Source organism: Hymenobacter sp. BRD128 (genome assembly GCF_013256625.1).
Lineage (GTDB): Bacteria > Bacteroidota > Bacteroidia > Cytophagales > Hymenobacteraceae > Hymenobacter.
In genome coordinates this window covers 2,345,007-2,357,875 of record NZ_CP053908.1, presented here as the reverse complement: position 1 = coordinate 2,357,875, position 12,869 = coordinate 2,345,007, and the positions used below count along the sequence as shown (strand labels likewise).

Below are 12,869 nucleotides of genomic sequence, written 5' to 3'. Positions count from 1 at the left end.
ATAGAATGAGCCAGCTTTTCATAGTTCCAGGCGCAGCACGCGCACCGTTATCAAGCTGTCAATCAGTAATAAAGCTAGGGCAATACCTAGTGGATAGCGATAGCGGTTATCGGCCACGGCCACGGTGCGGGCAGTGGCCACGGTGGCGGGGGGAAGGTTACGCAAGCTGGTCAGCAGGCTAGCCAAGCCGTTTTCGCGGTCGTTGAGGGCTACGTACTGCCCCCCGGTTCGGGCGGCTATTTGCAGCAGTGGTGCTTCGCGCAGGCGGCTCACTACGGGGCGGCCCTGGGCGTCGCGCAGCCCGGTGCGGCCCCCGGGCGCGGGCACCGGCCCCCCCGCCGCTGTGCCCACGCCCACGGTATACACGCGCGCCCCGGTGCGCCCCAGCGTCTGCAGCACCGGTTCTAGGTTTTCGCCAAAGTCTTCGCCATCGCTGGCCAGCACGGCGGCCACGGTGCGCGGCGGGGCCGGGCCGGTGGGGCTAGCGGGCGCGGCCGACCCTAGCCGGGCCAGCAGCAAGTCGAGCGGCGCCCGTAGGGTAGTGGGGCCTGGCGCGGTGAGCCGGGTACTCAGGGTATTCAAGAACAGCTGCAAGGAAGCCTGGTCATACGTTAAAGGGCACTGCACGTAGGCCTGCGAGCCAAACACGATGAGCCCCAGCCGGTCGGCCGGAAAAGCAGCTACCACTTCGTTGAGGGCTGCCTGGGTGCGTAGCAGGCGGGTGGGCGCCACGTCGGCGGCATCCATCGAGCGCGACACATCCACCAGCAGCCACACATCCTGGCCGCTGCTGCGCACTGCTTGCTGGCGCACCCCCAGGGCCGGCCCGAGCCAGGCTATGAGCAGCAGCGCCCCAGCCACCAGCCGCAGCGGCAGCTTCCAGGCTAGCCGGCCCACGCCCAGCCCCAGCCGCCGCCCGAGCCGCGCTGTGCGTCCTGTGTAAAGGACGAGCAGTAGCAGCACCAGTGCCAGCCCGGCGGCAGCGGCCCAAAAATCAGGATAAGCCCAGGTCAACATGCGCGCAAAGGAAGGCCGAGAGCCCGCAAAACTAGAGCGTGGCTGGCTAAGGCTGAATCCACCGCGTTCCTTAGCAGAGAGTTGCGTCAACGAAAGCAATAAAGTTCGGGAAAGATTAAGAACTATTCGGGCCCGCCCTGTATATTTGCAGCCGCTAAGGCCGGCGAGGTCTTGGCAAGCCACCCGTACGGAGAAGTGGGTGAGTGGCTGAAACCAGTAGTTTGCTAAACTGCCGTAGCTCTAAAGGTTACCGGGGGTTCGAATCCCCCCTTCTCCGCTAAAAGGCCTCTAGTACTCTACTAGAGGCCTTTTTTAATTTTTGCACCCATTTTTGCACCCAATCAAGGCTTAAATGACCATCGAAAACCCGCACGTTTGTCGTGGAATCTAGCAGGCTAGCATGCGCACGTGAGCCCGGGCGCAGGGCCGCTGGTGGTGAGCAGTGCGCAGTTTGAGAAGTGGTTTCGGAAATAAAGAAGCCCCAACTGCTGGAACAACTAGGGCTTCAGAAAGCGGGCAAGCAGCCTATCTTAGTTATACTGCTTTATGCGCTTGTGACATGGCCAATTGGCGTAATGCGCGGAATGCGTAAATACTTCAACTAATAGCTCTCTTTTAGGGCGCTGACAGTGGTAATTATTATGAGTATAATTCGGTTCGCCAGATTGCTAGGTGGTAAATTAAAAAGACTGTTGGTAACTACTTATCAGCAAGCAAATACCCAGGCCAAACTCATCGCAGCCGAACCTTCTTTGGCCACTGCTTTCGAACCGACCAGTATTGTTGAAAAATCATCGGCGGCAGCTTTTGCAGTTATCAGGACAGGCTCAATAGTGAAGAATAGCGCGTTGGAGCGTCATGCCTACCTGGGGGAAGAGTCCCTTCTGGAGCGCTCTACGATAGGAAAATACTCTTATACGGGCGCAAATAACATAATACGAGATACTACCATTGGTAACTTCTGCTCTATTGCAAACGGACTGTCTACTGGCAGCGGCAATCATCCAACCCACCTGCTTAGTACGAGTCCGGCCTTTTATATGCGCTACCCAGTAGTAGGAATTAGCTTCGCTGAAAAAGATGTTTACCACGGACACCCGCATACATACATCGGCCACGATGTGTGGATTGGCGCGAATGTCTTCCTCAAAAGTGGCGTGACCATCGGCAACGGGGCCATCATTGCGGCCGGCGCTGTCGTGACAAAGGACGTTGCACCGTACGCCATTGTGGGTGGGGTGCCCGCACAGACAATCCGCAAGCGCTTTAGTGAAGCTCAGATTGCTATCCTAGAACAGCTACAGTGGTGGCACTGGTCAGAGGCAGACCTGCAAGCAGCGGCCCCCATCTTCCAAACAGGTGACGTGGAAGCGCTGCAGCGCTGGAAGCAAGCGAGGTGAACTTATTAGGCTGTAAGAGCGTGCATTTGCGTTGTCAATACTGTTACGTAGCTCAGATAGGCTAGATAGTGATTTAATTCACGCCTCGGACTAAGAGCACCCGCAAGGGAGGTCGCCGCTTCAAATGGGGTCAAGCAGTATTAAATAAACAAGCCCCAGCCACACGGCCGGGGCTTGTTTATTATGTAAGTACTCCACTCGGCGCAACTACTGGGACCGGATGTAGCGCGCGCCAGCCGCGCCAGATAGTAGCCAGTAGCAGCGCGATGGCCAGGGCGAAGGCGAGGCGGCGAGGCCAGCGGGTGAGGTAAAGGTGGCGGTGGTGGGTGAGCATAGGGCAATATTACTGAGTCCGTGTATATTTGAGAACCTTTCATAGGTGCGCGTTGGCAGACGCAGCTTTCGACTTCACCACTAGCCGAATCGCGGCTGGAGGATAAGCCCGTTGCGCTCTGCCAAGCGCACGGGCTTTTTTGTATCTCTCAATAATGAATGCACCAGCAGCGCCAGTAGTGCCGATTCAGCAAGAGTACGCAGACCGAACCATCCACTACTACGATATTCACTTTAGCTTCAGTGATGATACGCCAGCACAGCAAGAGACCTACTTTGTAGGCCTATTCCATCTCGCCGTTAATCTCTCGCAGCAGCTAAATCCAAACAGACATTGGCTATCAGCTGGCCGACGATATTTCGTTAAGGATGTCCATTTTGAGCCAGTATCTAAGCAGATTCACGGGAAGCTTTGTTCTATTCGAACAGACTTGTTTCCAGAGCTTGGTAATTTCAGTGATGATACTGCAAGGGAGATAGAAGCGGAGGAGGACGAAGGAATACTAGAAACATCTCATTTTGTCATTGCTTACCGCGACCGAGTAAAGCACCTTGCACTGGAATATAATGATGTAGGTCCAAAGGCAGCAGACTTGCGGTTCTATCTTGAACACATAGGCCGCCAAGCTGGGCTATTAGCCGTTGTAGTAAATAGGATTATTTCAGCCGATACGCTTCGGCAGATTGAGCGCCGTATGGGGCGAATCTCAGAGATGGATGTTCGAGTATTTCGTGAGAATGTTCAGCAGGTTGCTACTATGAATCAAGGACTAGCGACTACATTAGCCGCAGCTAATGAACTGTTTGATTCTGAGATGATTACACTTAAACCCAAGCTTGATTATAGAAGTAAAACCGCCACAGCGAGTGCGCGTGAAGTAGTAGATTCGATAGTGCGGGCATTCACGCGAAATCCCACCAAGATGGATGCGTTTAAGGTATTTCGAGTTAAGGCAGAAGATAGGGATAAAAATGGGAACCTAGATGAGTTTGACTTGTTGGAAGATAAGATAAAGAGTAGAATAAGGGTACAAAAGCGGCCCCGCTCACGTGTACTAATTTCAACTGATATCTTCCAAAAAATGGTAGCAGAGTTAGAGCGCAAGCGACTAATTTAGATGAATAGAATTCTAGACTCCTATTTGCGCCATTCACTTAAGTGTGATATTGCTATTTCCATTGTGATAGTAGGAGTGCTGCACTTTTGGGCAGGTCGTTTACCGTTGAGTTCTTTCGAAAGAGGGAGTGTTATTTCCAGTCTTGCGGGCACTGCGGTTTCTTTGGCTGGATTTATTCTGGCTGCCTTGACAATTATTGTCACATTCAGGGCAAATGTGGCTTCAAAAGGAATAATGGAATCGATGAGCGGAATGGAAATAATTTTTAATGGTCCTGCTTATCGTGATATTGTAGGTGTATTCAAGGGAGCTATAATTGGTTTGGTCATCTGTACTCTTGTTCTGTATTTAGGGATGATTTTTGGCGCTAATTTGCCTCTCCGTTGGATTAGCCTACTAAGTGTTGTAGGACTGATAGAAATCATACTTTCAATTACTCGTTGCCTGTATATTCTTTTTAGAGTAGTCGAAATAGATTTTAAAAAGTGAGGCGAGTCGATTAAATATAGCCTCGCCCACCAGCGGGGCTTTTTCATGCCCACTCCTCTGGCTACTTCGTCCGCACAACGTTTCTTTACAAAATGAAAAAGCTGACCTTTTACAGCTGGCAAGTGTGTGCTCACCAAGAGGTATTTACGCTACTACTTTGTAAGCTCGCAGCCTTAGGGGTAGCTAGGGCCCGGGTAGTGGTCCAACGGGTGCTGGCAAAGCGACCGGTCATGCTGGAATTGCCCGACCGGGTAGCCGCTGAACTTCGTGCGCAGGCGGAAGCAATCGGCATCGAATGCGGCTATGACTAGCGCTTTTCTTTTTGTATAGAAGCCCCATCTACCAGGAGGCTTCTTTATGCCGCCCATGCGTCGCCCACAACCCTTCTTTAAGTACGTCATCGGCAGCTTCGTGAAATTGGCCCAGGGCGCGCCCATGCAGCGTGTCATTTGGCGCGGCAAGCAAGTAGTCCCCAATATCATCAGCCAGCCCCACGAGGCGCCCGTGTACCGTATTGACGACGGTCACTGGGATTGCTACTACGAGCACCAACTGCACCCGGCCTTGACCCGCGAAGAGGACATGCCTGCACGCCGGCGTCGGCGAGGCTTGTAGTCGCTGGGCTAAGTTCCCAACTCCGGTAGTCGCACGTAGTAGCTGTAATCCTCCAGCGGCACGCTACTCACAAAGCTCCGGAGTACCACCGGCTGCTCCTGACCATAGTCCACGCCGACCTCGACAAAGAAGCCGCGGCCCTCGTCGGCGCAGTAGTAGAGGTTGACGCCCTCATCGTCGGCTTCCCAGCGCTGGGCCAGGAAGGTGCCGTGCTTGAGCACCCAGTAGAGCTGCACCACGGGCGAGAGCAGGCGGAAGGCGTAGAAGGTCATGCCCTAAGAATATACTAGCTGGCCAGGGGCTCGGATACTGGCTTTGACGGGTTGGCGTGCCAGGCTACGCACCGATTCACGGCCAATGTTAGTAGGCCTACGGCAGCGTAGAGTAGCAGGCGATTGCGGCGCTGGGCACGACGTAGGCGGGCAGCAGTGTACATGGTGCAAAGAAAAGCCCCGGCCAGTAGGGACGGGGCTTACCTTTTAAGGTAAGTTGCCTAGAATCCTACCCACTGGCGCACCAGCAGCGCCCTGTATGGCATCCGAGTATCTATAGGCGTGCCATTGCCAGCCGGGGTTTGGCGCCCCTCCCAGCCATTGTTACCACTAGGCACGATGTTCATACCGTTAGGATTGCCGGTGTAGGCTAAAAACACGGGTGTATTAGGCGGGTTTGCTGGTAAATTGGCCGTAGTTAAAGTGATTGAATTTTGCCCGCCTGCTGCGCCTAGGGCATAATCTGCGTTGGCCGGGTCCAGGCCGGCTACGGTGCGGCCCTGCAGGTCATCGGTGTTATGCAGGCCGTTGGCCAGCGCCCAGCCCCAGGCTTCGGTGCCTGGTAGTCCCAGGCCGTCATGGTCGTAGTTGGCGGACACGTAAGCCGCGCTGCCTAATGTTTGAATCTCGAATTTACCACGTGTTTTTTCCTGTATGCGATGCCACAACGTGAGTGCGCCATAGGTGTTAACAACCAGGTTCGGCGCCCCAGCTAGTAACGGCACTAAATCCATCGTCTGGCCTTTGATAGCGGTTTTGGTGCCGCCCGTCTGATAGGCCCGCTCATCTACCACCACCACGGCGCCAGGCGCAAACATGGCCGGCAAACTCACGTTGCTGCGGCCCGTGAAGTCGAGCAAATTGGCCCCGTCCCACACCACGCCCGCGCCCACGTTGTACTGGCTGCCTGTCTGGTACACGCGGCACCCGCTCACCACGCAGGGGCCAACCGAGGCCAATAGCGCCGGTAGGCTCAGCACTTGATGGATGTCCTGAAGCGTTTGAAAATCATCGTTGGCGACCGGCCGCCCGCCGGTTTCGAGTTGCAGCGTGTTCATTTAGAAAAAGACTAAGAGGTAGTGTTTATTGGCCAGTTTGAGGCGCTTGATAGCCGCGTGCAACTGGCTGGCTTTGGGCCTAAGAATGGCCGGGGCGTGCACAATGAAATCGGCCTGCTGGCTGAACTCCACCCAGTTGAAAAGGTAGACGGGTGGCTGATTTTCGGCCACGAAATACAGCGCTGGATTTGGCTGGTTTTCGGCCACGAAGTTGACGTAGACGGGTTGCAGCTCCACATCGGTGTTCGTGATGTAGATGCGCCGCACGGCCGCATCGTAGTGGTCGTTCAGCGCCTCTTCAAACAGCAGGACCTGGCTGTTGTAGCTCAGCTCGCGGCGCACGTAGGCTTCGTAGCTTATAAATCGGGCGTAGAGGGTGGCCACTGGAGTAAGTAGCCACTGGCACAGCGCCAGCAGCCGGGGCCGCCTGAGCAGGGAGGGCAGCAGCAGCAGCGCCAGGCGCGCAAAATCTACCCGGTAGCGGGGCACGTTAGGCATTGGGCACGAATTGAAGGGTGTTGAGCAAACCCGCGCCCGGCGTGTCTTCCAAAATAATGTAGCCCGCCTGCGTTTCGTAAAGGCGGTCAAAAGCCAGCGGGGCGGCCGTGCCCACGCGTGCGGCCAGATGCAGCGGGGCCACGTCCTTCACGCCGGGCACGGCTTGCAGGTAGTCGGTGAGGCGGCTCACGTACACCTGGCCATCAAAGTCGAGGCTGGCCAGGTACGCCTGAGCCGCTTTCAGCACGGCAGCTTGTACGGTCGGCACATCCAAGAGCGGGTCGTAGTACACGGTGCCGCTCACCTGAAGTCGGTCGGCGTCGCGGCTCACCACTTCCAGGCGGGTGCCCGCAAACCGTATCCTATCAAAATAGCCTTTCACCTCCACCAGCTCAGGGGCTGAGAGCGGGGCGAGCGCACCCGCCACCGCGCCCGCCTTGGCTACCTTGATGAAGAGCTTGCCGGTCGTACTATTCTCCTTGGCCGTGGCCTGGGTGATGATGCGGGCCGCTGGGTTGTTGGTGGCGTAGCCAATCGCGCCGGACGGTTGCACGGCCAGGCTGCCATCGTCTTTCTGAAACTCTTTCGCCCGGTCGGCATACCAGCCGGGCGTACCGACTGCCGCCCGTGCCACGATGGCATCCACTTCGGCCGTGTGGCGGTCCCAGAGCGTTTCCAGCGTCTGGGCTGCCGTGGCCACGATGAAGCGCAGCAGCCCCCAGATACTGGTGGCGCTAGGCGAATTGAGCGGGGCCAGGGCTGGGAAGCCCGCTTTGGCGGTATCGAGTTCCGCCGTGATTGCTGCGAAGGTGCGGGCCATTTAGTAGTAGTGTTTTTGCAGGATGGTGGCCACGGAGGGTGCACCGAAATCAAGTTGAATGACGCGGCTCAGTACCTGGTTCGTCCCAATCTGGAACGTGTCACTGGTGGGCTGGTAATAGGTACTGCTGGTCGAAAGGGTAATGGGCGTATTGGCCGGCACCTGACGTTCGAGGCGCGGAAAATTCGGGTCGTAGGAAATTAGGACGGTATTGCCGGCATATTCCAGCTTCAGCGTCAGGGGCTGGCGCACCGCGCTAGCCCCGGCGGGCGCCTGAAAGGTGATGAGCAGGTTCGTGGCCCGCCCGGCCGACCAGCCGAACAGGCCCGCCGTGTCGGCCACCACGCGCCGCCCCTGGGGTGCCCAGCCGAAAAAACCGGGCACGCTTTCTTTATCGAAGGCCATTGGTGGTAGCTGGTATTAGTGGTAGTAGTTATTGCGCAGGCTGATGGCAAGCTGGTAGTAGGTGCATTGGATGGGTACCCCCGTGGCGGGGTCATAACCGGCCTCCCCATTGCCCACCCCGGTAGCCGGGTTCCATAGAGGCTTCTGGTTCCACTCGAATTCAATGAACTTCGTGCCCGTAATCCAGTCGCTCACATTCGCCAGGTCGGCATTGGGATTGAGCTTGGTGCTCCACCGCATCCGGTAGCTCAGGCGGTTGGGATTGCGGCCCGCCGTGCCCGGCGCGTAGTTGCTGAAGTCGGGCACGTTGTTGTTAAATATTTCCGGTTGGTTAAAATTGAACTGACTTTCCAGCGCCGGGTAGCTGGTGTCGAAATTCAGGCCCGCCTTCAGCAGCATTACGGTCATCTCGTCGGCCACGTCCGCAAACGGGATGCGGCCCGTGGTCAAGCTGGCCATGCCGTCGCTCGTCGTGGTGGCTTGCAGCACCAGGCCGCCCTGGCTATTCACCTCTAGCGCCTCACTGCCGGTGGTGATGTCGAGCAGCGGCACTACTACGTTCGTGCCAGTGGCGCGCAGGTGCGTATTAGCCAGGCTGGCCGTATCCGCCGCGCTACCCGTGTATTCCACGTAAAAACTGTTGGCGTAGCGGTACTGCGCCGGGCCGATGCCAGTGAGGATGTGGGGAGATGATGCCCGCAAGGTGTAATCCTCTTTTACCAGCGAGTTGAACAGCGGCAGGGCGTGAATGCCGCTGGGGCTGGTGAGACTCCACCCCGCCCCCGCCACATTGAGGCCCCGGCCCGCCGCTGTGTTGCAGCCCGGGTCTACGTTGTTGTTGCTGGCGCTTTGCGCGGCGATGGCGCTGGTGCTATCAATGTAGGAATCACTTACGGAGCTGACCGTGATGGTGCAATTGATGAAGAGGCAGCGGCTGAAGTTGCTTTTGCCTAGGTCGGCGTTGACGCCGTAAAGAATACAGTCGAAAAACGAGGTGTTAGAAGTCGCGCTGCTATTGACCTGCCCCGCAAAATCGGGTAGCACTTTGAAAATGCAGGCGAAATACTGACAATCGCCGTCGTAGGGATTGGGTCGAAACCCAAACCCGGCAAACTTATCGAAAATGACGTTGTGCACGTAGGACCCGTTGGCGGCAATGAGCTGCGCCGTGGTTTGCGTGTCACCAAGGATTTTCACAATGCCATCCGCGAAAAACGTCCCAAAGCGCCCGTTCCAATCGCTGGGCAGCACGTAAGTGCCGGTCCCAATTACGCTGGTAGCGCTGCCGGTCTGATTGAACGTGGCCAGCCGGCTGAGCGTCTTAATCGGGGCGTCGGCAGTACCGCTGTTGGCATCGTCCCCAGCCTTTGAGAGATATACGCCGGTGCCGGTAGTGGCTATCCGAAAATTATGAGCCATTGTATAGGAGCTGAGTGCTTAAGGGGTTGAGAGTTCGTAGCCGAGCAATTCAACATTGCCTTCGTTGTAATTCGTATTATAAGTAATGCTCCACACCACGCTGGCCTTGGCTGGAATCTGTAGGCTGCCCGTCCACACATTACTGACGAGCGGCACCGGCGTGCTGGCCGCCCCGTTGATGGCATAGCTCAGCGTGGCAATGCCGGCATCCACCTCCATGCGGTAGAGCGTGGTCGCGCGAAAAAACCGCAGCGGTTCCTGCATGTCAGCATTAAGAAAGCGCAGCACGTAGCCGATTTTCATGCCCGCCCAGGCCTCCGCACCAGCAACGCCGGTGCTTTGCAGGTACTGGCCATTCGTGGCCGCACTCTGCGCCGGGAAGCTGGCCGACCCGCCCCCGCCGCTGGGCGCACTCATCGACCCATCGGCGTTCACTACCACGTTGCCCACTAGCCCCGCGCCCGCGCTCTTGACGCCCCCCAGGGCCAGTGCCGAGGCGACGGGTAGCGTGTAGGGACTACTGCCGCCCCCGGTACCGTTGGCCCCGTCCTTGCCAGCGGGCCCTTTCAGGTTGCCGCGTGTCACCCAGCCCGTGCTGGTTTTCTCCTGCAGGTCGCCCGTCGTGGCCACGATAGCCAGGTCGCCGACTCTGCCGTCGCTGGGGCGGGCGCGGCGGCCGGAGCCGTAATGCGGTTGCCATCCACCCCATTGCTGCCGTTGCTGCCGTTCTGGCCAGCGGCACCCGTGGCCCCTTTAGCACCCGTGGCCCCCGTGGCCCCAGTGGCACCCGTGGCCCCATCCTTACCCGGCAGCCCTTGCGGCCCGCGCAGGTTGAGTAGGAAGCTCCACGCGCCTGCGTCCTTCCCGTAGAGGTCGCCGTTGGTGGTGTTCACGTACAAGTCGAGGTCGTTGCCGAACAGGTTGCCGGGTGCGCCGGCTCCGCTGTGAATCTCGCTGCCCGCGGCGCGTAGCTCCAGGGCGGCCACGGCCGCTTCCACCCTGGCGAAGATGGCCAGCAGCTGCGGACCGGTTAAGAGTTGGGCCGGGTCGGTGACGGGCGCGGGCGGGATAACGGTGGCCGCGTCGTGAATATCAATCGCTAATTGTCCCATTTAGGCGTAGGTGTCGGGGCTGAAAAACAGGTTGGAGAAATAGCGCTGCGCATTAAGCGGCGGCACGGGTACCGCCTCATCGCCCGTGTTGATGCGCTGGGTGCGCTGGCTGAAGTAGGTCACGATGCCCGGTTGGCTAGCCACCGAAGCGGGCACGGTCAACACCTGGCCAGGGGTAAGCAGGTCGGTGATGGCCAGCCCTTGCGCATCGGCCAGGTCGAAGAGCGTTTCCACGCTGCCCAGCTCCTGCAGGGCTACATCGACGAGCGACTGGCCGGCGGTTACAAGGGTCTGGCTCATAAGCGCACGGCGTTTAGCTTGGCCGCAGCCAGATTGGATAAGTCATTTTCCAGCACCTGGTAGCCGTCGCGCTCCAGCTGCACGGCCACCTCGCGCTGCAAGGCGGCCGTTTCAGCCGGGCCCAGCGGCCCACTTTGGTACTGGCGCAGGCCCACGCCCACCAGCGGGTCGGCCCGCCACTCACCTTGGCTGGTGAGCAGCAGCAGACTGATGTGCTGGGCATCGCTCGCGCCCACGGCCAGGTCGCCGGCCTCGGTGAAGGCCAGGTCATAGTTTGTGGTAAGTAGCAGGTCGGTGGCCAGCATGCTAAGCGATTTTGCCGCCCGTGAGCGGGCCGGTTTGGGTGGTAGCTGAGCCCGTGGTCGTCACGGTACCGGTGACCGTGCCCGAGCGGATGAGGTCGGCCATGACTGCCACCAACTCATGCGCAAAATCCTGGCGAGCTTTCACATAGTGGTCCGTGCGCGTGGCCTGGTCGGTGAGTAGGTCGAAAACAGCCTTTTCGGCGGCGATGGTATCGAGCATAACTAGGAGCGGAAAAGCGTGGCGGCCCGCTGGGCCAGTTGTTGAAAAGCAGGCAGGTTAATGGGCGGGCCGCTGGGTCCGACGGCCGTGGTGACGGTGAGATGCTCGATGGCCGCCAAGAGGTCGGCCAGCAGCGCGGCCAGGCTATCAGTCTGGCTGGCCAGCGTGAAAGCCTCGACCCGACTGGTTTGCAGCACTACGCAGTGGTTGGGGTCGTTTTCGACGAGGCCTACCAACACGAGCGAGCCTACTACCGGCCAGAGCACGAAGCCCTTGGAGCTGCCATCGTCTACCGCCCGCAGCTGCACGTCGAGCAATTCCGGCGCGTGGTCGTCGGCGGGCTGCACGTCGCACACGGCGCGCGTTTGGTCCACGCGCACGACCGTGCCGCCAATGACTTGCACCGGGATGCGGCTATCTACAAAACGGGCTAATTCGTCACGCATCAGGCTTTGGGTCCGAGTTTGAGTTTGCGGCGGCTGCCATTCACCCCGAAGGTTTTAGTGACCGCGTCGATGTAGTAGGCCCCGGCCCGCTCGGGGTAGTCGGGGTCGCTGATGGTGGCGATATCGCCGTGCTCAGCCAGCGGTACCCCAAACGAGGTGAGCCCGCCCCGGTAGCCGTCGAACTGCAGGCGGGCGGCCTCCTGCTGCACCCAGGCTAGTAGTTGGCTAGCCGTCAGCCCGGGCGGGCCGATGAGCGTGCGCAGCTCGCCCTTGGCCAGGCCGGCGCTCAGGGCCGTTACCAGGGCTGTCGTGTCGCCCTTGGCTTTCTTGGTCTTTACCACGCCCGAGGCGTCAACCTGAATTTTCTTGCCAGTACTTGGGTCGGTGCTGGTGGCGCGAAAGTGCAGCGCCACGTCAGTGGCCTGGGTATAGGCTAAATCGCTGTCGATGATGTTTTGCCGAAAGCCGTAGCGGTGCGTGGTGGCGGTGGCCGCGTCGTAAGGCTGGCCAGCGACCAGTACCCCTTGCCGAAAAAAACAGTTCAGCCCAAAGCGCTTTTTCAGGTCGTCGAAGACCTGCGCGCCGGTGGCTTGGTTAATCTGGTACTTGCCCACCGTGAGCCCGCCTAGCTCGCGGATGTCGAAGCTCAGGCCTGACTGGTCGCGGATGTAGACCAGTAGCTCATGCAGCGTCACCGAGCGCCAGGATTTGCTCGGCAGCGCCAGGCGTTTGAGCGCCCACATTTGGTCTTCGCACTTAACCTGGAATGGCGTGCCGGGCTTTAATTCCGACACGTAGCCGGTAAACTCAGTGCGCAGCTGGCCATCGTAGCCGTATTGAATAGTCACCGCGTCCCCTACCGAAATCAGGTCAGGCAGCTGACCCGAGCCTACCACTTTCACCTTGCGCGGCAAGGTGATGACGGCCGTGTCGGTGAACTTCGCCCACGCGCTTTCGATGCTGATTTCGTGGCAGAAATTCAGCGCTGGTAACGAGCCGATGGTCAGCAAGCAGGACAGCGTAAACATGATGCAAGCAGGCC

The 12,869-nt window shown here is 58.6% G+C and carries 19 protein-coding genes and 1 tRNA gene; 6 read left to right on the top strand and 14 right to left on the bottom strand.

Translation table 11 applies throughout. The features are described from left to right. Positions 1-18: 18 nt before the first annotated feature. Positions 19-1,017 carry a VWA domain-containing protein gene (locus GKZ68_RS10545; RefSeq protein WP_173114281.1) on the bottom strand — a complete coding sequence of 333 codons (999 nt, stop codon included), beginning with the start codon at positions 1,015-1,017 and terminating at the stop codon, positions 19-21. Between the two features lie 189 nt (positions 1,018-1,206). Between GKZ68_RS10545 and GKZ68_RS10540 the strand changes: the two genes are divergently transcribed. The 6 genes from GKZ68_RS10540 (at position 1,207) to GKZ68_RS10515 (ending at position 4,972) form a co-directional block, all read left to right on the top strand. Further along, a tRNA-Ser gene (locus tag GKZ68_RS10540) sits at positions 1,207-1,294 on the top strand. Between the two features lie 364 nt (positions 1,295-1,658). Continuing rightward, positions 1,659-2,417 (top strand): CatB-related O-acetyltransferase, encoded by a 759-nt coding sequence (locus GKZ68_RS22060; RefSeq protein ID WP_173114279.1) that lies wholly within the window; start codon positions 1,659-1,661, stop codon positions 2,415-2,417. A gap of 488 nt (positions 2,418-2,905) precedes the next feature. Beyond that, the gene (locus tag GKZ68_RS10530) at positions 2,906-3,868 is read left to right on the top strand and encodes a hypothetical protein (RefSeq protein ID WP_173114277.1); all 963 of its coding nucleotides are present in this window, start codon (positions 2,906-2,908) and stop codon (positions 3,866-3,868) included. Then, positions 3,869-4,357, top strand: a complete 489-nt coding sequence (locus GKZ68_RS10525; RefSeq protein ID WP_173114275.1) for a hypothetical protein — start codon at positions 3,869-3,871, stop codon at positions 4,355-4,357. A 92-nt stretch (positions 4,358-4,449) separates the two neighbouring features. Next, on the top strand, positions 4,450-4,668 hold the full coding sequence (locus GKZ68_RS10520; RefSeq protein WP_173114273.1) for a hypothetical protein: 219 nt from the start codon (positions 4,450-4,452) through the stop codon (positions 4,666-4,668). Positions 4,669-4,723: 55 nt separating this feature from the next. After that, on the top strand, positions 4,724-4,972 hold the full coding sequence (locus GKZ68_RS10515) for a hypothetical protein (RefSeq protein WP_173114271.1): 249 nt from the start codon (positions 4,724-4,726) through the stop codon (positions 4,970-4,972). An 8-nt stretch (positions 4,973-4,980) separates the two neighbouring features. Here the strand turns inward: GKZ68_RS10515 and GKZ68_RS10510 are convergent, their stop codons facing one another. The 13 genes from GKZ68_RS10510 to GKZ68_RS10450 form a co-directional block, all read right to left on the bottom strand. Further along, positions 4,981-5,244, bottom strand: a complete 264-nt coding sequence (locus GKZ68_RS10510; RefSeq protein ID WP_173114269.1) for a hypothetical protein — start codon at positions 5,242-5,244, stop codon at positions 4,981-4,983. A 221-nt stretch (positions 5,245-5,465) separates the two neighbouring features. Further along, the gene (locus GKZ68_RS10505) at positions 5,466-6,302 is read right to left on the bottom strand and encodes a hypothetical protein (RefSeq protein ID WP_173114267.1); all 837 of its coding nucleotides are present in this window, start codon (positions 6,300-6,302) and stop codon (positions 5,466-5,468) included. After that, positions 6,303-6,800 (bottom strand): hypothetical protein, encoded by a 498-nt coding sequence (locus GKZ68_RS10500; protein ID WP_173114265.1) that lies wholly within the window; start codon positions 6,798-6,800, stop codon positions 6,303-6,305. It abuts the gene before it with no gap. Next, the gene (locus GKZ68_RS10495) at positions 6,793-7,620 is read right to left on the bottom strand and encodes a hypothetical protein (RefSeq protein WP_173114263.1); all 828 of its coding nucleotides are present in this window, start codon (positions 7,618-7,620) and stop codon (positions 6,793-6,795) included. Before GKZ68_RS10495 ends, GKZ68_RS10500 begins: the two co-directional genes overlap by 8 nt. Then, positions 7,621-8,025, bottom strand: a complete 405-nt coding sequence (locus GKZ68_RS10490) for a hypothetical protein (RefSeq protein ID WP_173114260.1) — start codon at positions 8,023-8,025, stop codon at positions 7,621-7,623. Positions 8,026-8,040: 15 nt separating this feature from the next. Continuing rightward, positions 8,041-9,444 (bottom strand): hypothetical protein, encoded by a 1,404-nt coding sequence (locus GKZ68_RS10485; RefSeq protein WP_173114257.1) that lies wholly within the window; start codon positions 9,442-9,444, stop codon positions 8,041-8,043. Positions 9,445-9,462: 18 nt separating this feature from the next. Next, positions 9,463-10,074 (bottom strand): hypothetical protein, encoded by a 612-nt coding sequence (locus GKZ68_RS10480; protein ID WP_173114254.1) that lies wholly within the window; start codon positions 10,072-10,074, stop codon positions 9,463-9,465. Beyond that, a complete protein-coding gene (locus GKZ68_RS21685) occupies positions 10,026-10,556 on the bottom strand; it encodes a hypothetical protein (RefSeq protein WP_217275236.1) in 531 nt (176 codons plus the stop codon). The genes GKZ68_RS10480 and GKZ68_RS21685 overlap by 49 nt, the downstream gene beginning before the upstream one ends. After that, positions 10,557-10,856, bottom strand: a complete 300-nt coding sequence (locus GKZ68_RS10470) for a hypothetical protein (protein WP_173114251.1) — start codon at positions 10,854-10,856, stop codon at positions 10,557-10,559. Next, a complete protein-coding gene (locus GKZ68_RS10465; protein ID WP_173114248.1) occupies positions 10,853-11,161 on the bottom strand; it encodes a hypothetical protein in 309 nt (102 codons plus the stop codon). The genes GKZ68_RS10470 and GKZ68_RS10465 overlap by 4 nt, the downstream gene beginning before the upstream one ends. Before the next feature lies 1 nt (position 11,162). Further along, entirely contained in the window at positions 11,163-11,381 is a 219-nt protein-coding gene (locus GKZ68_RS10460; RefSeq protein WP_173114245.1) for a hypothetical protein, read from the bottom strand. 2 nt (positions 11,382-11,383) lie between these two features. Further along, the gene (locus tag GKZ68_RS10455) at positions 11,384-11,827 is read right to left on the bottom strand and encodes a hypothetical protein (RefSeq protein WP_173114242.1); all 444 of its coding nucleotides are present in this window, start codon (positions 11,825-11,827) and stop codon (positions 11,384-11,386) included. Further along, positions 11,827-12,855: a hypothetical protein gene (locus GKZ68_RS10450; protein WP_173114239.1), complete on the bottom strand. Its 1,029-nt coding sequence runs from the start codon at positions 12,853-12,855 to the stop codon at positions 11,827-11,829. Before GKZ68_RS10450 ends, GKZ68_RS10455 begins: the two co-directional genes overlap by 1 nt. Between the last annotated feature and the right edge of the window lie 14 nt (positions 12,856-12,869).